This is a genomic window from Rossellomorea sp. QJM3NY_18 (assembly GCF_056173145.1).
This window is the reverse complement of the sequence record NZ_CM149659.1, coordinates 4,288,477-4,306,969: the sequence shown is the minus strand read 5'-3', so window position 1 is coordinate 4,306,969 and position 18,493 is coordinate 4,288,477. Positions and strand designations below refer to the sequence as shown.

General features: G+C 43.0%; 19 protein-coding genes. 18 read left to right on the top strand and 1 reads right to left on the bottom strand.

Annotated elements, in window-relative coordinates; genetic code table 11:
* The first annotated feature begins 918 nt into the window (after positions 1 to 918).
* The 11 genes from rpmH to AC0VXY_RS22060 all read left to right on the top strand — a co-directional run bounded on the left by rpmH (position 919) and on the right by AC0VXY_RS22060 (position 11,098).
* Complete coding sequence (rpmH, locus tag AC0VXY_RS22110) at positions 919 to 1,053, top strand: 50S ribosomal protein L34 (protein WP_034764748.1); 135 nt, start codon at positions 919 to 921, stop codon at positions 1,051 to 1,053.
* Between the two features lie 164 nt (positions 1,054 to 1,217).
* Positions 1,218 to 1,592, top strand: coding sequence for a ribonuclease P protein component (gene rnpA / locus AC0VXY_RS22105; protein ID WP_061811180.1), 375 nt, complete (start codon positions 1,218 to 1,220; stop codon positions 1,590 to 1,592).
* Between the two features lie 140 nt (positions 1,593 to 1,732).
* A complete protein-coding gene (gene spoIIIJ / locus AC0VXY_RS22100; protein ID WP_098351359.1) occupies positions 1,733 to 2,521 on the top strand; it encodes a YidC family membrane integrase SpoIIIJ in 789 nt (262 codons plus the stop codon).
* A complete protein-coding gene (jag, locus tag AC0VXY_RS22095; protein WP_475526567.1) occupies positions 2,518 to 3,135 on the top strand; it encodes an RNA-binding cell elongation regulator Jag/EloR in 618 nt (205 codons plus the stop codon). Before spoIIIJ ends, jag begins: the two co-directional genes overlap by 4 nt.
* A 270-nt stretch (positions 3,136 to 3,405) precedes the next feature.
* Positions 3,406 to 4,791 carry a tRNA uridine-5-carboxymethylaminomethyl(34) synthesis GTPase MnmE gene (mnmE, locus tag AC0VXY_RS22090; RefSeq protein ID WP_475526566.1) on the top strand — a complete coding sequence of 462 codons (1,386 nt, stop codon included), beginning with the start codon at positions 3,406 to 3,408 and terminating at the stop codon, positions 4,789 to 4,791.
* A 57-nt stretch (positions 4,792 to 4,848) separates the two neighbouring features.
* The gene (gene mnmG, locus AC0VXY_RS22085) at positions 4,849 to 6,741 is read left to right on the top strand and encodes a tRNA uridine-5-carboxymethylaminomethyl(34) synthesis enzyme MnmG (RefSeq protein WP_475526565.1); all 1,893 of its coding nucleotides are present in this window, start codon (positions 4,849 to 4,851) and stop codon (positions 6,739 to 6,741) included.
* A gap of 21 nt (positions 6,742 to 6,762) precedes the next feature.
* Positions 6,763 to 7,479: a 16S rRNA (guanine(527)-N(7))-methyltransferase RsmG gene (gene rsmG, locus AC0VXY_RS22080; RefSeq protein ID WP_475526564.1), complete on the top strand. Its 717-nt coding sequence runs from the start codon at positions 6,763 to 6,765 to the stop codon at positions 7,477 to 7,479.
* 119 nt (positions 7,480 to 7,598) lie between these two features.
* Positions 7,599 to 8,462 carry a nucleoid occlusion protein gene (gene noc, locus AC0VXY_RS22075; protein WP_336201483.1) on the top strand — a complete coding sequence of 288 codons (864 nt, stop codon included), beginning with the start codon at positions 7,599 to 7,601 and terminating at the stop codon, positions 8,460 to 8,462.
* 215 nt (positions 8,463 to 8,677) lie between these two features.
* Complete coding sequence (locus tag AC0VXY_RS22070; protein ID WP_435988834.1) at positions 8,678 to 9,439, top strand: ParA family protein; 762 nt, start codon at positions 8,678 to 8,680, stop codon at positions 9,437 to 9,439.
* Positions 9,432 to 10,271, top strand: coding sequence for a ParB/RepB/Spo0J family partition protein (locus tag AC0VXY_RS22065; RefSeq protein WP_475526563.1), 840 nt, complete (start codon positions 9,432 to 9,434; stop codon positions 10,269 to 10,271). Before AC0VXY_RS22070 ends, AC0VXY_RS22065 begins: the two co-directional genes overlap by 8 nt.
* Positions 10,272 to 10,384: 113 nt before the next feature.
* Positions 10,385 to 11,098: a DUF554 domain-containing protein gene (locus tag AC0VXY_RS22060; protein WP_475526562.1), complete on the top strand. Its 714-nt coding sequence runs from the start codon at positions 10,385 to 10,387 to the stop codon at positions 11,096 to 11,098.
* A gap of 38 nt (positions 11,099 to 11,136) precedes the next feature.
* Here AC0VXY_RS22060 and yyaC read toward each other — a convergent pair whose 3' ends face one another.
* A complete protein-coding gene (gene yyaC, locus AC0VXY_RS22055) occupies positions 11,137 to 11,757 on the bottom strand; it encodes a spore protease YyaC (protein ID WP_435988837.1) in 621 nt (206 codons plus the stop codon).
* 247 nt (positions 11,758 to 12,004) lie between these two features.
* Between yyaC and AC0VXY_RS22050 the strand changes: the two genes are divergently transcribed.
* From AC0VXY_RS22050 to AC0VXY_RS22020, 7 genes are all read left to right on the top strand, one after another.
* Positions 12,005 to 12,934: a mechanosensitive ion channel family protein gene (locus AC0VXY_RS22050; RefSeq protein ID WP_475526561.1), complete on the top strand. Its 930-nt coding sequence runs from the start codon at positions 12,005 to 12,007 to the stop codon at positions 12,932 to 12,934.
* A gap of 13 nt (positions 12,935 to 12,947) precedes the next feature.
* The gene (locus tag AC0VXY_RS22045) at positions 12,948 to 13,148 is read left to right on the top strand and encodes a DUF951 domain-containing protein (protein ID WP_475526560.1); all 201 of its coding nucleotides are present in this window, start codon (positions 12,948 to 12,950) and stop codon (positions 13,146 to 13,148) included.
* A gap of 252 nt (positions 13,149 to 13,400) precedes the next feature.
* The gene (gene ychF, locus AC0VXY_RS22040) at positions 13,401 to 14,501 is read left to right on the top strand and encodes a redox-regulated ATPase YchF (RefSeq protein ID WP_435988839.1); all 1,101 of its coding nucleotides are present in this window, start codon (positions 13,401 to 13,403) and stop codon (positions 14,499 to 14,501) included.
* A gap of 164 nt (positions 14,502 to 14,665) precedes the next feature.
* Positions 14,666 to 14,953: a 30S ribosomal protein S6 gene (rpsF, locus tag AC0VXY_RS22035; protein ID WP_201716174.1), complete on the top strand. Its 288-nt coding sequence runs from the start codon at positions 14,666 to 14,668 to the stop codon at positions 14,951 to 14,953.
* A gap of 79 nt (positions 14,954 to 15,032) precedes the next feature.
* Positions 15,033 to 15,548: a single-stranded DNA-binding protein gene (ssb, locus tag AC0VXY_RS22030; protein ID WP_435994345.1), complete on the top strand. Its 516-nt coding sequence runs from the start codon at positions 15,033 to 15,035 to the stop codon at positions 15,546 to 15,548.
* Between the two features lie 41 nt (positions 15,549 to 15,589).
* Positions 15,590 to 15,826, top strand: a complete 237-nt coding sequence (gene rpsR / locus AC0VXY_RS22025) for a 30S ribosomal protein S18 (RefSeq protein ID WP_034764780.1) — start codon at positions 15,590 to 15,592, stop codon at positions 15,824 to 15,826.
* Positions 15,827 to 16,226: 400 nt separating this feature from the next.
* A complete protein-coding gene (locus AC0VXY_RS22020) occupies positions 16,227 to 18,287 on the top strand; it encodes a methyl-accepting chemotaxis protein (protein WP_435988840.1) in 2,061 nt (686 codons plus the stop codon).
* The last annotated feature ends 206 nt before the right edge of the window (positions 18,288 to 18,493 follow it).

Genomic DNA, 18,493 nt, shown 5'->3' with positions numbered 1-18,493 from the left:
TCCTGATCCCTCCTTTTCTTAGTTTGTATAACTTCTGTACAATCATTACGCGCTATACAGTCCCTAAAATCACGCTATTTTATAAAAATACAATTCACTGAATGTGGAAAATATATATAATAAGGAAGGAAAATGGTTTTTCGACATTATCCACCACTTGTGGACAACGTTTTACAAACCCTCTGTATAAGTTACCCACATGATATCCACACTTTGTGGATAAGTTATTTCCTTAAACACAGTTATCAAGAGTGAAAACACAATAATCATATCAAAATATCCTTAGAGGTGCAATGCTTTTTAAATTTTATCCACAACCCCCAACACCTTGTGGAATGAAATTGTCCACAACCCAAGAACTTGTGAAAAAGTTGTCAGTATGTGTTGTGGATAATTTAAAACCATGTCGAATCCTATCCACAGGCACGTTTAATAGAAAAATGGGATAGGGTTTGTAGAAGGGAAATTATGATGAATAATTTGAGTGTTCTTGGAGATACCTGACGATCAGAGGAAATCTTTTAAAAAAGATTATGTGGTTAAAAGTATAGCTGGCATCTTAAAAAGATCTGAAATGATTTTTTGTCTGATTATTAAAGAGTTTATTCTTATCAGACAAGATGTCCAAAAAACTCAAATAGTTGATTGAAGCGGAAGGTGCTCGACTCCTGCGGGAAACGCTGGACAGGTGAGACCCCGCAAGGAGAAGCCTGAGGAGGCTCACCGCCAGCCCCGCGGAAAGCGAGCACCTGCAGCGGAAATCAACCACCACTGGCTCCTAGCAAATGAGAAAAGACGGATTAAGTAGCACTTAAAAAGAAAAATAATCTGAGTGTTGACTTTTTATGGGTACCGTCTTTATAATAGTGAGGAATGTCTTTAACTTTTTTAAAGATATCCTTCAGGGAGGTGTCATAGATGAAAAGAACGTTTCAACCAAATAACCGCAAAAGAAAAAAGAATCACGGTTTCCGTGCACGTATGAGCTCTAAAAACGGACGCAATGTTTTAGCTCGCCGTCGCAGCAAAGGAAGAAAAGTATTATCTGCCTAGACCACTGAACTGACTCAGTGGTCTTTTTTTTCCTTTCTATTATGAGAAAAGACGATTTGGCTCGTTCGTATTTTGTTTTGCGAGAAAAAGTACTTATAATTTCATATGAATGAGCCAATAATGTCGAGGGTAGATCAAGACAAAAAGAAAATTAGGTGTGGTCCATGCGGAAAGAGCAAAGAGTCAAGAAAAATAAAGAGTTCCAGGAAATATTTAAAAAAGGAACATCTTTCGCGAATCGTCAATTCGTCTTGTATCTATTAAAGAAAGAAGAGCCTCAGCCATTTCGGATCGGAATTTCCGTCAGTAAGAAAATCGGAAATGCTGTTTGCCGAAATCAAATTAAGCGATATGTCCGGCAGGCCTTTTTAGAATTACAAGAAGAGGTACACGACCAGTACGATTATCTTATCATCGCCAGAAAACCGGCGGCCGAAATGAATTTCCATGAGGTGAAGGGGAGTCTCACCCATGTATTAAAAAGAGGAAAAGTATTGAAAAGGTCTTCTTATGGCAAATATGATAGGAAGAAGTCATAACATTTTGAGAGAATGACAGGTTTCGTCATCACAAGCCAATGAAAAGATGTTACAATACGAGGGATTGTACTTTTTTGGTGCGGGTTGATGGTACTTGTTTACATTTAATTTGAAAGATATTAGTTGGGAGGAAAATAAGGGTGAAAAAGAGAATGATAGCCCTGGTGGGAATCATTGGGCTAATGGCTATTCTATCAGGTTGTACAGATTACAATAAGCCGATTACATCTGATAGTAGCGGAATATGGAATGAATATATTGTCTATCCTTTATCGCAATTGATTACAATGGTTGCAGAGTTCATGGGCGGATCTTATGGATTAGCGATTGTCATCGTTACATTGCTCATTCGTTTAGCGATTCTGCCATTGATGATCAAACAAACGAGAAATTCAAAAGCCATGCAGGCATTACAACCTGAAATGAAAAAACTGCGTGAAAAATATAGCTCTAAAGATGCACAAACTCAGCAAAAGCTTCAACAAGAAACGATGGCTTTATTCCAAAGTCATGGGGTGAATCCGTTAGCGGGTTGTTTCCCATTGATCGTTCAAATGCCGATCTTGATCGGTTTCTACCATGCGATCGTTAGAACACAGGAAATTAAAGCGCATAACTTCTTATGGTTCGATCTTGGTAATCCGGATCCATACTATATTTTACCTTTAGTAGCAGGTTTAACAACGTTCATCCAACAAAAATTAATGATGGCGGGTACAGCGAATCAAAATCCGCAAATGGCCATGATGCTTTATATTATGCCGGTCATGATCATCATTTTTGCGATTAACTTCCCTGCAGCTCTATCCCTTTACTGGGTAGTCGGAAATCTATTCATGATTGCTCAAACTTACTTCATCAAGGGACCTGAGATTAAAGAAGCGCAAGCCGTCAAAGCTGGTGGGAATTCGGGAGGAAAGAAAAAGTGAGAGAAGTAGAAGCGACTGGTCAAACGGTGGAAGAAGCCATTGAATCAGCCTTGTCTCAACTGAATATCACCAAAGAAGAAGCAGAGATCGACGTCATTGATCAAGGTAAAAAAGGTTTATTCGGATTGTTCGGCGGAAGGCCGGCAGTCGTCAAACTGAAGAAAGCGGTTGATCCGGTAGAGGAAGCGAAGGATTTTCTTATATCCGTTGCACGTGAAATGGGCGTGGAAGCGACCATAGAAGTGAAAAGGGATGGAAGAGATGTGGAATTCAACATTTCCGGTGAAAAAATGGCTCTATTGATTGGAAAAAGAGGGCAAACGTTGAATGCTCTTCAACATTTGTCGCAATTGGTAGCCAATCGGGTATCCGGTCAGTTCATCACGATCCTGTTGGATGCCGAAAACTATCGGGAAAGACGGAAGCAGACGCTGACAACACTGGCGGAACGTTTAGCAGAAAAGGCACTGCGCACCAATCGCTCTGTTTCATTGGAACCGATGCCCTCTTATGAACGAAAAGTGATCCACACCGCTTTAGTGGATTCCAAAAGGGTCGATACCCATTCAGAGGGAAGAGAACCCAATCGATACATTGTCATTGCACCAAAATAATGAAAGACGATTCCTTTCGGGGGATCGTTTTTTTTATTGCTTCGGCCTGTAGAATCTTATTTTCACCCCGGTTTATTGTTATTCACATGTGGATAAGTTAAAATAATAGAGATGAGATGTTATCTGTGTGGATAACATTATTTGGTGACGAACAACGGGTTTCCTTTCTTTAGTATTAAAACGGATTGTGATATTCTAATAATTTGGGGAAACATTACTTTCTACTATACATTTCATATAAATAGATCAGCTATAAGAGAGGTGAACATAATGGAATTAGATACAATTGCAGCCATATCCACGCCGATGGGAGAGGGAGCGATCGCCATCGTCCGTTTGAGCGGTGACCAGGCATTTGAGATCGGTGATAAAGTCTTTAAGGGAATGAAAGGGAGTTCTATGAAGGAATTTGCATCCCATACCATTCATTATGGACATATCGTTGATCAGGGCACCGGCCAGGTGGTGGAAGAGGTCATGGTTTCCGTGATGAGAGGTCCGAAGACATTCACCCGGGAGGACATTATCGAGATCAACTGCCACGGAGGACTTGTGTCGGTGAATAAAGTTCTGCAGCTGGTGTTGAAAAATGGGTCGAGACTCGCAGAACCCGGTGAATTCACGAAGCGGGCTTTCCTGAATGGGCGAATCGATCTTTCTCAGGCAGAAGCCGTGATGGATCTCATTCGGGCGAAAACCGACCGGGCCATGAATGTAGCGCTGAATCAAATGGAAGGCCGCCTATCCAATTTGATCAGGAAGCTCCGTCAGGAAATTCTTGAAACACTTGCCCATGTCGAAGTGAATATCGATTATCCGGAGTATGATGATGTAGAAGAGATGACGCATAACGTCCTTCTGGAAAAATCCAAACACGTCCGGGATGAAATCGACCGGCTGGTCCGCACATCTGAACAAGGGAAGATTTTAAGGGAAGGTCTCTCTACGGTGATTATCGGACGGCCCAATGTAGGGAAGTCCTCCCTCTTAAACAGCCTTGTTCACGAAAATAAAGCCATTGTGACGGATATCCCCGGGACGACACGTGATGTGATCGAGGAGTATGTCAACGTAAGGGGGGTACCGCTCCGTCTTGTTGATACGGCGGGGATTCGTGAGACCGAAGATATCGTTGAACGGATTGGCGTTGAACGCTCGAGACAGGTGTTAAAGGAAGCCGATTTAATTTTACTCGTGCTCAATTATGCAGATGAATTAACCTTTGAGGATGAACAGTTATTTGAAGCGGTGAGGGGAATGGATGTCATTGTCATCGTGAACAAAACGGATCTGCCTCAGAAGATTGATATAGATAAGGTAAGGGAACTGGCTGTCAATCATCAGTTGGTAACGACGGCTTTACTGGAAGAACAGGGAATCGATGAACTGGAAGAAGCCATTTCATCTTTATTCTTTGCGGGATCCATCGAAGCGGGGGATATGACATACGTATCCAACAGTCGTCATATCGCCTTACTCAACCAGGCATCCCTTGCGATCAATGAAGCGATCGACAGCGTGGAAATGGGGACACCGATTGATATTGCGCAGATCGATCTGACGAGAACGTGGGAACTATTAGGTGAAATCATCGGGGACAGTGTTCATGAAAGCCTGATTGATCAGCTGTTTTCTCAGTTCTGCTTAGGAAAATAAACACTATTATAAATGTGGACGGGACTTATCCGTCCTACAAGGAGGAAATAATAAACCATGCAATATGACGCAGGGCAATATGATGTCATTGTCATTGGTGCTGGCCATGCCGGGGGAGAAGCGGGACTTGCTTCTGCACGTATGGGAGCGAAAACGTTAATGGTAACCATCAACCTTGATATGGTCGCCTTTATGCCGTGTAATCCATCGGTTGGTGGACCGGCCAAAGGAATCGTTGTAAGGGAAATCGACGCTCTCGGTGGAGAGATGGGTCGTAATATAGATAAAACGCATATACAAATGAGGATGTTGAATACAGGAAAAGGTCCTGCTGTACGTGCGTTACGGGCACAGGCAGATAAATTCCTCTACCAGCATGAAATGAAACGGACAATCGAAAACGAACCGAACATGACCTTGATGCAGGGAATGGTCGAGGAACTGATCGTGGAGGATGACGAATGTAAAGGTGTCGTCACGATGACAGGTGCTGCCTACCGTGCCAAAACGGTCGTCATCACCACAGGTACCTTCCTTCGTGGTGAAATCATATTGGGAGACCTGAAATATTCAAGCGGTCCCAATAACCAGCAGCCTTCCATCAGACTTTCTGATCATTTGCATGAGCTTGGCTTCGATACGGTCCGGTTTAAAACCGGGACACCGCCGCGGGTCAATAGCTCGACCATCGATTATTCGAAAACAGAAATTCAGCCTGGTGATGACGTTCCACGGGCATTCAGCTATGAGACGACGAAATACATCACGGATCAACTTCCATGCTGGCTGACGTATACGAATGAACTGACTCATCAATTAATCGACGACAATCTTCATCGTTCGCCAATGTATTCAGGGATGATCAAAGGAACCGGACCTCGTTACTGTCCTTCTATTGAAGATAAAGTCGTGCGTTTCCACGACAAGCCGCGTCATCAGATCTTCCTTGAGCCGGAAGGAAGAAATACTCAGGAAGTGTACGTTCAAGGTTTATCAACAAGCCTGCCTGAAGATGTGCAGCAAAAAATCCTGCAGACCATTCCGGGTCTTGAGAAGGTCCAAATGATGCGCGCCGGTTATGCAATCGAGTATGATTCCATCGTACCGACGCAATTATGGCCGACCCTTGAAACGAAAAAAATTAAAAACCTGTATACCGCGGGACAAATCAATGGAACATCCGGCTATGAAGAAGCGGCTGGTCAAGGATTGATGGCCGGAATCAACGCTGCGTGCCGTGCTCTTGATAAAGACGAGGTGATCTTAAGCCGGTCCGACGCTTATATCGGGGTACTGATCGATGACCTTGTGACGAAAGGGACGAACGAACCGTATCGTCTCCTGACTTCCCGCGCGGAATACCGCTTGTTGCTCCGCCATGACAATGCTGATCTTCGTTTAACGGATATCGGTCATAAGATCGGATTGATCTCCGATGATCGTTTTGAACGATTCACGGCGAAGAAAGAAACGATATCAGCCGAGAAGAAGCGACTTGAAACCGTCCGCATCAAGCCGACTGACGATACTCAAAGGGTTATCCGTGAAGCAGGCGGAAGCGAGCTGAAAGACGGGATATTGGCAGCTGATCTCCTGAAGCGTCCTGAAATGAATTACAGTCATATCAAGACACTCGTCCCAAACGACATCGAGCTTGATCCCGACGTAGAGGAGCAAGTTGAAATCCAGGTGAAATATGAAGGTTATATTGAAAAATCTCTTCAACAGGTCGATAAAATGAAGAAGATGGAAAATAAACGAATTCCTGAAAACATTGATTACAGTGCGATCAGCGGGTTAGCTTCTGAAGCAAGACAGAAATTAATCGAGGTCCAGCCTCTTTCCCTTGCCCAGGCATCCCGCATTTCAGGCGTGAATCCCGCAGATATCTCTATTTTAATGGTCTATATCGAGCAAGGGAAAATCGCCAAAGTATCCGGTGGTCAATAGAGGTAAAGGAAGGATAATTTCATGAACGTAAATGAATTTCAATCAATGCTTGAGGACAAAGGGATCTCCCTTTCTTCCAGGCAATTAGATCAGTTTGAACGCTACTATGAATTGCTTGTTGAATGGAATGAAAAAATGAATTTGACGGCAATCACTGACAAAGAAGACGTGTATTTAAAGCATTTTTACGATTCGATCAGTGCAGCATTTTATGTAGACTTCACGGAAGTTCAATCTCTTTGTGATGTTGGGGCAGGTGCCGGTTTTCCAAGTATCCCGCTTAAAATATGCTTCCCGCATCTACATATTTCGATTGTTGATTCCTTGAACAAGCGCATCACATTCTTAAATCATTTGTCCGATGAGCTGGGACTTGCAAATACCCATTTTTATCATGATCGTGCAGAGACATTTGGAAAAAACAAGGCTCATCGCGAAAAATATGATATGGTTACAGCAAGAGCCGTAGCCAGAATGTCCATATTAAGTGAATTATGCCTGCCGCTTGTAAAAAAAGGTGGCGCATTTGTCGCCATGAAGGCTTCTAATGTCAATGAAGAGCTGTCTAACGCAAAGAAAGCCATCGGGACACTTGGTGGACAAACGGATAAAATGTATTCCTTCCTTCTTCCTGAAGAGGAAAGTGAACGGAATATCGTGAAAATCAACAAAGTGAAAGAAACGCCTAACAAATATCCCAGAAAACCCGGGACACCGAATAAATTACCGTTAGAATAGTATGGTCACTCTCCTGCCTTAATTGGTCATGGTATAATTGACATATAGTGAGAAGGCAGGAAATTGACATATTTTAGAGAATATTAATAAAGGGAGTTTCTTAAAGGTGGTGTAGGAAGATGAAGCATCCTTTCTCTCGTTTTTTTGGCCTAGGTGAAAAGGAGCAAGATGTTGAATCTGAAGAGTCGAATGTAGTGGAAGAAGATCGTGATGAAGTGAGAAAGATACAGGTCTCGCAAATCATCCCGAATCGATTTCAACCAAGGACTGTGTTTAATGATGAAAAGATAGAAGAGTTATCCAGAACGATTCACACTCATGGCATCATCCAGCCGATCGTGGTGAGACAATACGATGATGACCAGTTTGAAATCATTGCGGGTGAACGGAGATACAGAGCCGTTCAAAAGCTTGGCTGGGAAACCGTACCTGCGATTGTGAAAAATCTTAACGATACCGAAACAGCCTCTGTCGCATTAATTGAGAACTTACAAAGAGAAGAGCTCTCTCCTATAGAGGAAGCAATCGCATATGGAAAACTGTTGGAATTACATGATCTAACCCAAGAAGCCCTTGCTCAACGCTTAGGAAAAGGACAATCAACCGTGGCGAACAAGCTTCGTCTCCTAAAGCTTCCAGAAGAAATTCAATCAGCTTTATTAGATAAACAAATCACAGAACGTCATGCCAGGGCTTTGATTCCTCTGAAGAATTCTGAAAAGCAGATCCAGCTTCTTCAAGAAATCATTGAAAAGAGCTTGAATGTCAAACAGACCGAAGACCGGGTTGTAAAAATGCAAGAAGGAACGACCCAAAAGCCGAAGCCTAAACGGAAGGCTTTCAGCAAAGACATGAGAATTGCCGTGAATACGATTCGACAATCGCTGTCCATGGTATCCGATAGCGGAATCAATCTCGACTCAGAAGAAGAAGAGCACGAGGAATTCTATCAATTCACCATTCGTATTCCGAAAAAAAAATAGATTCGTAGTCTAAAAGTGAGAAACATATCCGATCCGTTTCTCACTTTTTCTATTGCGAGCCATGGGATGTAAACCGAACAATAACTATATCCTGTTTATGGTATCGTGTTCCTTTTGAAAAATTGACAGACAATTATCCGGGAATTTTGATAGAATAAAAGAATACTGTGTAAAAATGAAATCAATTTTAGGAAGTCAAAAGGTAGGTGACAACCTTGGGCAGAATCGTAGCCGTTACAAACCAAAAAGGCGGGGTGGGAAAGACCACGACATCCGTCAATTTGGGGGCTTGTTTAGCTTATATAGGGGAAAAGGTTTTACTTGTAGATATCGATCCTCAGGGAAACGCCACTAGTGGTGTCGGCGTGGAAAAAGGGGATGTACAGCAGTGTATCTATGATGTGTTAGTGGATGATGTAGATGTTAAAGACACGATTAAACAATCAAAAGTAGAGAACTTATCGATTGTCCCTGCAACGATCTCACTTGCCGGTGCAGAAATTGAATTGGTTCCGACCATCTCCCGTGAAGTCCGTTTAAAGAAAGCATTGGAGAAGGTAAAGGACGAATTCGATTATATTATTATCGATTGTCCCCCTTCATTGGGACTTCTGACGATCAATGCGTTAACCGCTTCGGATGCTGTCGTCATACCGGTCCAGTGTGAATATTATGCCCTCGAGGGATTAAGTCAGCTGTTAAGTACGGTCCGTTTAGTGCAGAAGCATCTGAATCATGACCTTATGATTGATGGTGTATTGTTAACGATGCTTGATGCCAGGACCAATCTGGGGATCCAGGTCATCGAAGAAGTGAAAAAATACTTTCAAGACAAAGTGTATCGCACAATTATCCCACGTAATGTTCGTTTAAGTGAAGCACCCAGTCATGGTGAACCGATTATCATCTATGATGCGAAATCCAGGGGAGCAGAAGTTTATTTAGAACTGGCAAAGGAAGTGGTGGCGAATGGCTAAAGGTTTAGGAAAGGGCATCAATGCTCTCTTTACCAATATACAAACAACTCAAAATGAAGAGGCCGTCCAGGAAGTGAGCCTGAAAGAAATAAGGCCGAACCCTTATCAGCCACGAAAGATCTTTGAGCCCCAGGCAATCGAAGAATTGAAAGAATCGATCCTGGAACATGGGATCCTCCAACCGATCATTGTCCGTAAGTCCATTAAAGGATATGAGATTGTGGTCGGTGAACGCCGCTATCGTGCAGCCATAGCGGCTAAGTTAGAGACAGTTCCCGTTGTCGTGCGTGAATTGAATGATCAACAAATGATGGAACTCGCGGTTTTGGAAAACCTTCAACGTGAGGACCTGACGCCGATCGAGGAAGGTGCAGCCTATCAAATGCTAATGGATAAGTTGAATCTTACACAGGAAGAACTGGCGAAACGATTAGGGAAGAGCAGACCTCATGTCGCGAACCATATTCGCTTACTCTCCCTCCCTTCACCCGTTCAGGAATTTATTTCTGAAGGGAAGCTGTCAATGGGACATGGCCGTGCCCTTCTTGGATTAAAAGATAAAAAGAAGCTGTCCATGATCGTCAATCGGATTCTTAAAGAATCATTAAACGTCCGTCAATTAGAAAAAATCATTCAAGAAGCCAATGACAATGTTCCACGTGAAACAAAAAAGACCGAGAAAAAAGATGTTTTCATCCAGGAACAGGAATCGCTCTTGCGTGAACGCTTCGGTACAACCGTAACGATTAAACATTCGAAGAAAAAAGGGAAAATCGAACTGGAATTCTTTTCGAAGGAAGACCTGGATCGGATTTTGGAGTTATTACAGTAACATCATTGTAAAAAGGGACTGACTAAAGTGGTAGATCTCATGCCATTTAAGCCAGTCCTCTTCCATATAATACATACACTATTCTTTGGGAAATAATTATAAGGAGAAACGTCATGGTACTTTTAGGAACGCTAGTAAATGGAGTATGTATTATCATCGGGACGCTTCTCGGGAAGATTCTGCACCGCATACCTGAAGATATGAAGGGTACGGTCATGAAAGCGATCGGACTTGCCGTTATCGTTCTTGGTTTACAGATGGGGTTGAAAAGCGAGAACTTTCTTATCGTGATCATCAGCCTTGCCCTTGGTGCTGCCTGGGGAGAGTGGATGAATCTAGAGGACAGGCTCAATGCCCTGGGAAACTGGTTGGAAACAAAGATAGGCAGCAAGAATGAAACGTCCATATCTCAAGGCTTTGTCACCGCCACCCTGATTTTTGTCATCGGGGCCATGGCTGTTATTGGTGCGCTGGATAGCGGGATCAGGGGAGATCATGATGTTCTTTTGACCAAGTCAATCATTGATGGATTTACGTCGTTAATTCTAACGACCACCCTCGGGATCGGTGTTATGTTTTCAGCCATTCCAGTCGTCCTTTATCAGGGAATCATTGCCCTGTTCGCGACTCATATCCATCAATGGGTGCCTCAGGAGCTCATGGATGCTTATATTGTCGAAATGACGTCAACAGGAGGCATCATGATTTTTGCGATTGGACTCAACCTCCTTGGTGTAACGAAAATAAGAGTCGCCAATTTACTTCCAGGCATCATCGTGGTAGGCATGGTGGTTGGAATCATCCACGCCTATCAAATGTATATGTAATCAAAAAGGGAGATGGCGGAACGCGCCATCTCCCTTCTTTATTGTTGCAGTTCTTCCCGCCATTTTTCAATACTGACGGCATTTCTCCGTTCTACAGAATGACCCGCCAGCACAATTGCTTCAGCAATCGTCCTCGCCATTTTCATGACAAGATTCAAACGTGTATTCTGCAGTACAAAAAACTCCATGAACCCACTGACATTTACTATACCGGTCAAATGAATCTCCCCGACCTCAGGTAACTCTTTATTTACGCCGGCTCCTGGTCGTAAGGGACCTTCATTTAATTGAATGGCTCCAACACTCTTTAATCGCCCGAGACAGGCATCCACACCTATGATAAAGGGATTGATATGTTTCGACGCGATTTCCTTTAGCTTCTCTTCCAGATTGACAGCGTGGATCGGGTCATCCAATGTTCCATAGACATGGAATGGTTTGATATCCTGTTCCTCTATTAATGTACCGACCAAGGGTCCAAGTGAATCCCCTGTAGAGCGGTCGGTGCCGATACAGACAAACACAATGGGTCTTGTACGATAATAAGTGGGAAGCATCGAAGACAATTGAACTGAAAGCTCCTGTGCTGCACCCTCTTCCTGATGAAGGACTCTAAAAGGTTCAGGTCTTCGTTCAAATAATCCTTTTTTTAGATTCATCGCTTCCACTCCTTTGGATGAGTTTAAGAGGTGACCTTGCGCCCGCCGTCCCCTTAAATCACAGTCAGAATTTTAAGTACTATCAGTATACGGACGAATTCTTTTTTTCATACATAAGTTGGCCCGATTTTTCATAAAATAAAAATTTTCTAGAATCTATTCTTTATGAGTTATATCTACACAAGGAGAGGGAAAGTTGATAAAATAAGGAATACTTCTTATTGAATGATAAGTGGAGGTTCGATATATGAGTGCGAATGATACCAAAATTAAGGTAGATGACACTATTGAAAAAGCTACTGAGAAACTGATAGATAATGAAATGTGGTTGTCCTTTGGAACAGGTGCCTTGAAGATTATTGCCATTATGGTGATTACCTATCTTGCTCTAAGAGTGGGGAGGTCGGCTATCCGAAACGTATTCAAAGTACGTTCTCGTTCCCCTCTTAAGTTTACTGAACGAAGGGAAGCCACATTATCCAAACTGTTGGAGAACGTATTGACCTATGTGATCTATTTCATCAGTCTGATGACAATATTGTCGACGCTTGACATCGATGTAAAAGGACTCATCGCCGGTGCCGGTATCGTCGGCCTTGCCGTCGGTTTCGGAGCGCAGAATCTGGTGCGTGATATCATCACCGGTTTTTTCATTATCTTCGAGGATCAATTTTCAGTAGGCGATTATGTTCGCATCGGTTCTGCAGAGGGAACTGTCGAAGAAATAGGCCTGCGAACGACAAAGATCAAAAGCTGGACCGGAGAATTACATATCTTTCCCAATGGGAATGTTACGGAAGTAACGAACTACTCCATTCATAACAGTATCGCTGTCGTGGATGTCAGCATTGCCCATGAGGAGAATATTGAAGAAGCAGAGAAAGTGATGCAGAAACTTCTTCTCGCTTTGCCACAAAAGTATGAGGAACTTGTGAATCCGCCAGAGCTGTTGGGGATTCAAACCCTGGGTGCATCTGACATTGTAATCCGGATTGTGGCTGAAACCGTGCCGATGAGTCATTGGTATATGGCCAGGATGATCCGAAAAGAAGTGAAACTATGTCTGGATGAGCATGGTATCGAGATTCCGTACCCTCGAATGGTGATGTATTCCCGTAAAGATGAAGAAGAGCTTCACCCCCGTGAAGAGAAACAAAGAAGACTTGAAAGCGAATGAGGAGGAGTAACCAGTGGAACCAAAGACATTCACATTAAATGATATTGTAGAAATGAAGAAGCCTCATCCATGTGGGACGAACCGCTGGAAAGTGATCCGTATGGGGATGGATATTCGCATCAAGTGTGTCGGGTGCGGTCACAGTGTCATGATCCCCAGAAAAGACTTTGCGAAAAAAATGAAAAAGGTCATTTCAAGCGATGAAGAAGAATAAGTATTCTTTTTTTACCCATAATTCTTTTGACCTAATCCACCTTATGGTCACTTGAATGCAATCAAGGGCATCCACTCGTTTTCTCAAGAGCGGATGCTTTTTTCTGCAGGAATGTTTTCCTATGGAACACCGGAAGCTTCACTTGTCTTTTCCCACTATTATCTCTATAATTGTGAAAGGTTCGACCGTTTACTTATTTTTAGATCTTACAGGATTTTTAATAGATAAGAATATGGATGAGGAGTGACTGAAATGGCATTAACAGCTGGTATTGTTGGACTACCTAACGTAGGTAAATCCACTCTATTCAACGCAATTACAAAAGCAGGTGCAGAATCTGCGAACTACCCGTTCTGTACCATTGATCCAAACGTAGGAATCGTAGAGGTTCCGGATCACCGTCTGGATAAATTAACAGAACTCGTGGACCCGAAGAAGACGGTCCCTACTGCCTTCGAATTCACTGATATTGCCGGAATTGTAAAAGGGGCAAGTAAAGGGGAAGGGTTGGGAAACAAATTCCTATCCCATATCCGTCAAGTGGACGCGATCTGTCAGGTGGTCCGTTGTTTCGCAGATGATAATATCACACACGTATCCGGTAAAGTAGATCCGATTGCGGATATCGAAGTCATCAACCTGGAGTTGATCCTGGCTGACCTTGAAACGGTCGATAAGCGTCTTGCAAGAGTTCAGAAGATGGCGAAGCAAAAAGACAAAGAAGCAGTATTTGAGCATGATATCCTTGTGAAAATCAAAGAAGCTTTGGAAGCTGAACAGCCTGCCCGTACAGTTGAGTTCTCTGATGAGCAAATGAAACTTGTGAAACAGCTTCACCTCCTTACTTCCAAGCCTGTATTATATGTGGCGAACGTAAGCGAAGATGAAATTGCGGATCCTTCTGACAACGAGTATGTCCAGAAAGTACGTGGATTTGCCAAGGATGACAATGCAGAAGTAATCGTTGTCTGTGCAAAAATTGAATCTGAAATCGCAGAGCTTGATGATGAAGAAAAGACGATGTTCCTGCAGGAATTAGGCATTGAAGAATCTGGTCTTGATCAGTTGATCCGTGCTACCTATTCCCTATTGGGACTGGCAACTTACTTCACAGCAGGTGTGCAAGAAGTCCGTGCCTGGACGTTCCGTGAAGGAATGAAAGCCCCTCAATGTGCAGGAGTCATCCACACCGACTTCGAAAGAGGATTCATCCGTGCCGAAACGGTATCTTACGAAGACTTAGTGGCAGCAGGAACAATGGGTGCAGCACGCGAAGCAGGAAAAGTCCGCCTCGAAGGGAAAGAATACCTCGTAAAAGACGGAGACATCATCCACTTCCGCTTTAACGTGTAAGTTTTTATTTAAAAGACTAGAGTTTCGATTCTAGTCTTTTTTTTACGCCTTATTGCAATAATAGACATCCTATGCTATAATTTTATTTCGTGAGTAATGAACGCATTGCTCCTTGTTCTTTCGTAAAGAAAGGACCGCATAGACCACGAGGAGGTGACATTCAGATGAGAAAGTACGAAGTTATGTACATTGTCCGCCCAAACATTGACGACGAGTCAAAGAAAGCAGTAGTTGAGCGTTTCGATAACGTTTTAACAACTAACGGCGCGGAAATCATCGAGTCAAAAGATTGGGGTAAACGTCGTTTAGCGTATGAAATCAACGATTTTCGTGATGGTTTCTATCAACTAGTTAAGATGAGCGCTACTTCTGATGCAGTTAACGAATTCGATCGTTTAGCTAAAATCAGCGATGATATTATCCGTCATATCGTTATTAAAGAAGAAGAATAATCCGTACGTTTTTTAAGATATACACTTCTATCATCTGTTCCACGTGAAACAGGAAACTAGAAGGAAGGGGTTGATTCTGATGATGAACCGAGTTGTATTAGTAGGGCGTTTAACCAAAGACCCTGAATTAAAATATACTCCAAGTGGAGTGGCTGTTGCTTCGTTTACACTGGCTGTGAATCGTAGTTTTACGAACCAATCAGGAGAACGGGAAGCAGATTTTATTAACTGTGTTGTATGGCGTCGCCCTGCAGAGAATGTGGCAAACTTTCTTAAAAAAGGCAGCTTAGCTGGCGTTGACGGTCGTATTCAAACACGTAATTTCGAAGGACAGGATGGACGCCGTGTGTTTATGACGGAAGTTGTAGCAGAAAGCGTTCAGTTCTTAGAACCGCGTAGTGCGAACCAAGGCGATCGTGGAGGAAGTCCGGGCTATTCGGGTGGAGGTCAGCGTGACCAAGGAAATTCGTATAGTCAGAATCAGAATCAACAACGCAACAACAATAATAATAACAACTATACTCGTGTAGATGAGGATCCATTTGCAAATGACGGTCAGCCGATCGACATTTCCGATGATGATCTGCCATTCTAAACGAACGATAACGAATCCAAACAAGATAGGAGGCGAAACAAATGGCAGGAGGACGTAGAGGTGGACGTAGACGTCGTAAGGTGTGCTACTTCACAGCAAACGGAATTACACATATCGATTTCAAAGATGTTGATCTTCTTAAGAAATTCGTATCTGAACGTGGAAAGATTCTTCCACGTCGTGTAACTGGAACTAACGCTAAGTACCAACGTAAGTTGACTCGTGCGATCAAACGCGCTCGTACAATGGCATTACTTCCATACGTTACTGGTGAATAATATCATCGATCTAAAAGCAGCAGAGACTTGTCTCTGCTGCTTTTTTCTTTGGCTGTTTTCGTAAATATTGTTGCTTATAGATGAGTGAGTGCTGGTTGATTTCCGCTGCAGGTGCTCGCTCGCCATGTAAAAGCATAGAGTGGATTGTAGCGGAAGGCACTTGACTCCTTCGGGAAATAGAGGAAAGGTCGAGACCCCGCAAGGTAAAGCCTGAGGAGGCTCGACTTCCTCCCCGAGGAAAGCAAGTGCCTGCAGCGAAAAGGAACGGTCCTATTTCCACACCTGGATTTATCCCAAAAAAATAACTTTTGAATTCCCCCCAAACTATAAATAATCACGGGAAAATGTCGATGAATAAGTGTGTACATTGATGTTTTTTGAAGTGAAAGGGGGAATTTTGGTGAAAAAAATCAGAAAGAAAAACAAAAAAGACCATAAAAAGAGATTTATTTTATCATCCATCAGAATGAAGCTTATTGTCATCATTTCTATTTTATTTATGGTTTCTTTGGCTGTCATCATATCCATTACCAGTTGGCAGACAAGAATGAAAACAGAGGATGAAGTCATCAGTCAAACCCAAGGGATCGTCGGGGAGCTCAATAATTCCGTACAGCTATTCCTGGGACAATATGAAAAGAGTATTGATCAATACTCTGTGTCCAATTCATTGAAAAACTATGCAAAGGCACAAATGCAATCAGAAACAGAAGTAGATAATACGGAGCTATATGCGAATATCCAGTCGGATTTTGATAATTATCTCGGTTTGTACGAGGAAGCTACTTCGATCTACTTCGCATCACCGAATAAGAAACTGAAAATCGTCCCTTCCGTCTCCCTGCCGAGTGATTTTGATCCGACGAGCAGAGATTGGTATAAAACCGCTGCAGAAGCAAGGGCAGGAGTCGTATGGAGCGAACCTTATGTCGATACGGCAACGGAGGAATACATCATAACGGCTTCAAGGGCGATTGTCTCTGAAAACAAAGTGGTGGGTGTCCTCGGTGTCGATGTTAACCTGTCGAAACTGACCGACCGTGTTTCCAAGATGGAAATCGGATATAATGGTTATCCGTTTCTCATCGGTCTTGATGGAACAGCCATCGTTCATCCGACCAAACGCGGTGAAAATTTGTCTAAGTTACCGTTTATCAGCAAGATGTTAAAATCTGAAAAAGAGTCAGATACCATCCGCTATGACTTAGATGGCGATAAAAAATTATTGGTATATAGTACGGTACCGAAGACGAATTGGAAAGTGGGATCCGCTTATAACATGGAGGATCTCATTCAATCTTCGAAAGACATTGAACGTTTACTCCTGGTTACGGCCCTGATTACACTGGTCATCATGCTGGTACTGGTTGTCATTGTAGCTAATATGATGACAAAACCGATTAAAGAACTGCAAAAAACGGTAACCGACGTGTCGTCCGGTGATTTATCCATTCAATCTACGATTAACAGAAAAGATGAAACGGGACTACTGGCTACAGATTTAAATAAAATGATCGTGAATATGAAAGATACGATAAAAGTCGTTCAGGAATCGATTTATAATGTACGGGAATCCGCCGAAGGGCTAAGTGCGGTTTCTGAGGAAACAAATGCGTCAAGTGAGGAAATGGCAAGGGCCGTAACTGAAATTGCCAGCGGAGCTTCACAGTCAGCAGCTGACTCTGATCGGGCTCATCTTCAAACAGAGCAATTGGGGACGAGAATTGATGGGGTTTATGAAAAATCCAAAGCCATGTCTGAACTTGCAGGGAAAGCGGATACCATGAACCAGTCTGGATTGGATCAGGTGAAAGAATTGGAGAACGCTTACCACTCTTCCAGTGAATACATCACTTCCATGGAAAAAGTCATCCTTAGCCTGGAAGCGAAAGTGAAGACGATTGAATCCGTCATGGGAACGATCACGGAAATTTCGTCTCAAACGAATCTGCTTGCCCTCAATGCGAGCATTGAAGCGGCAAGAGCCGGAGAGCATGGCAAAGGCTTCGCAGTGGTAGCCGAAGAGGTCCGCAAGCTTGCAGATCAATCCGTTAAAGCAACGGAAGAGGTAAAACGCACGATCGTTGAGATCCAAAAGGGCTCTCATCAGGCGGTGGACGAAATGGTCAAGACAAAAGAAACATTCGAGGTGCAGAATGATGTGATTCAAAAAACGAATCATGTATTCGACGAAACCTCACAATTAATGAAATCCATGCAACGTGAAATCGAGAATATGTATAACGAAGTGGGTCAAATCAATCTCGAAAAGGATGAAGTGGTCAATGTGATCCAAATGATGGCTGCGACAGCCGAAGAGACAGCCGCTTCCTGCGAGGAAATGAGTGCTTCGACAGAGGAGCAGGTAAGGGCCGTACAATCCGTTACAGAAGCAGCGGAGCGTCTGACGGACCTAAGCCAGGAGCTTCAGTCATCCATTGAACGATTCAAAATTTCATAATCTAGGGTGGTCCTGACACATTGCCATTCTTTATCTACTACGTATACTCCTTTTTAGAGTGAGTGCATACTAGTGTAGATGAAGAGAGTTGCATGTTGAAGGACCGCCTTCTTTTTTTGTGTGAGTCATTAAGATGAAATCTATCTCTAAAATTGATATGATAGTGCTATTGCATGTTGTTGTTTATTTTATTGTAAGGAGCGTTT

Coding starts and splice junctions, on each gene's coding strand:
- rpmH (WP_034764748.1), top strand. CDS start 919: ATGAAAAGAACGTTTCAACCAAATAACCGCAAAAGAAAAAAGAATCAC.
- rnpA (WP_061811180.1), top strand. CDS start 1,218: ATGCGGAAAGAGCAAAGAGTCAAGAAAAATAAAGAGTTCCAGGAAATA.
- mnmE (WP_475526566.1), top strand. CDS start 3,406: ATGGAATTAGATACAATTGCAGCCATATCCACGCCGATGGGAGAGGGA.
- mnmG (WP_475526565.1), top strand. CDS start 4,849: ATGCAATATGACGCAGGGCAATATGATGTCATTGTCATTGGTGCTGGC.
- rsmG (WP_475526564.1), top strand. CDS start 6,763: ATGAACGTAAATGAATTTCAATCAATGCTTGAGGACAAAGGGATCTCC.
- noc (WP_336201483.1), top strand. CDS start 7,599: ATGAAGCATCCTTTCTCTCGTTTTTTTGGCCTAGGTGAAAAGGAGCAA.
- AC0VXY_RS22065 (WP_475526563.1), top strand. CDS start 9,432: ATGGCTAAAGGTTTAGGAAAGGGCATCAATGCTCTCTTTACCAATATA.
- AC0VXY_RS22060 (WP_475526562.1), top strand. CDS start 10,385: ATGGTACTTTTAGGAACGCTAGTAAATGGAGTATGTATTATCATCGGG.
- yyaC (WP_435988837.1), bottom strand. CDS start 11,757: ATGAATCTAAAAAAAGGATTATTTGAACGAAGACCTGAACCTTTTAGA.
- AC0VXY_RS22050 (WP_475526561.1), top strand. CDS start 12,005: ATGAGTGCGAATGATACCAAAATTAAGGTAGATGACACTATTGAAAAA.
- ychF (WP_435988839.1), top strand. CDS start 13,401: ATGGCATTAACAGCTGGTATTGTTGGACTACCTAACGTAGGTAAATCC.
- rpsF (WP_201716174.1), top strand. CDS start 14,666: ATGAGAAAGTACGAAGTTATGTACATTGTCCGCCCAAACATTGACGAC.
- ssb (WP_435994345.1), top strand. CDS start 15,033: ATGATGAACCGAGTTGTATTAGTAGGGCGTTTAACCAAAGACCCTGAA.
- rpsR (WP_034764780.1), top strand. CDS start 15,590: ATGGCAGGAGGACGTAGAGGTGGACGTAGACGTCGTAAGGTGTGCTAC.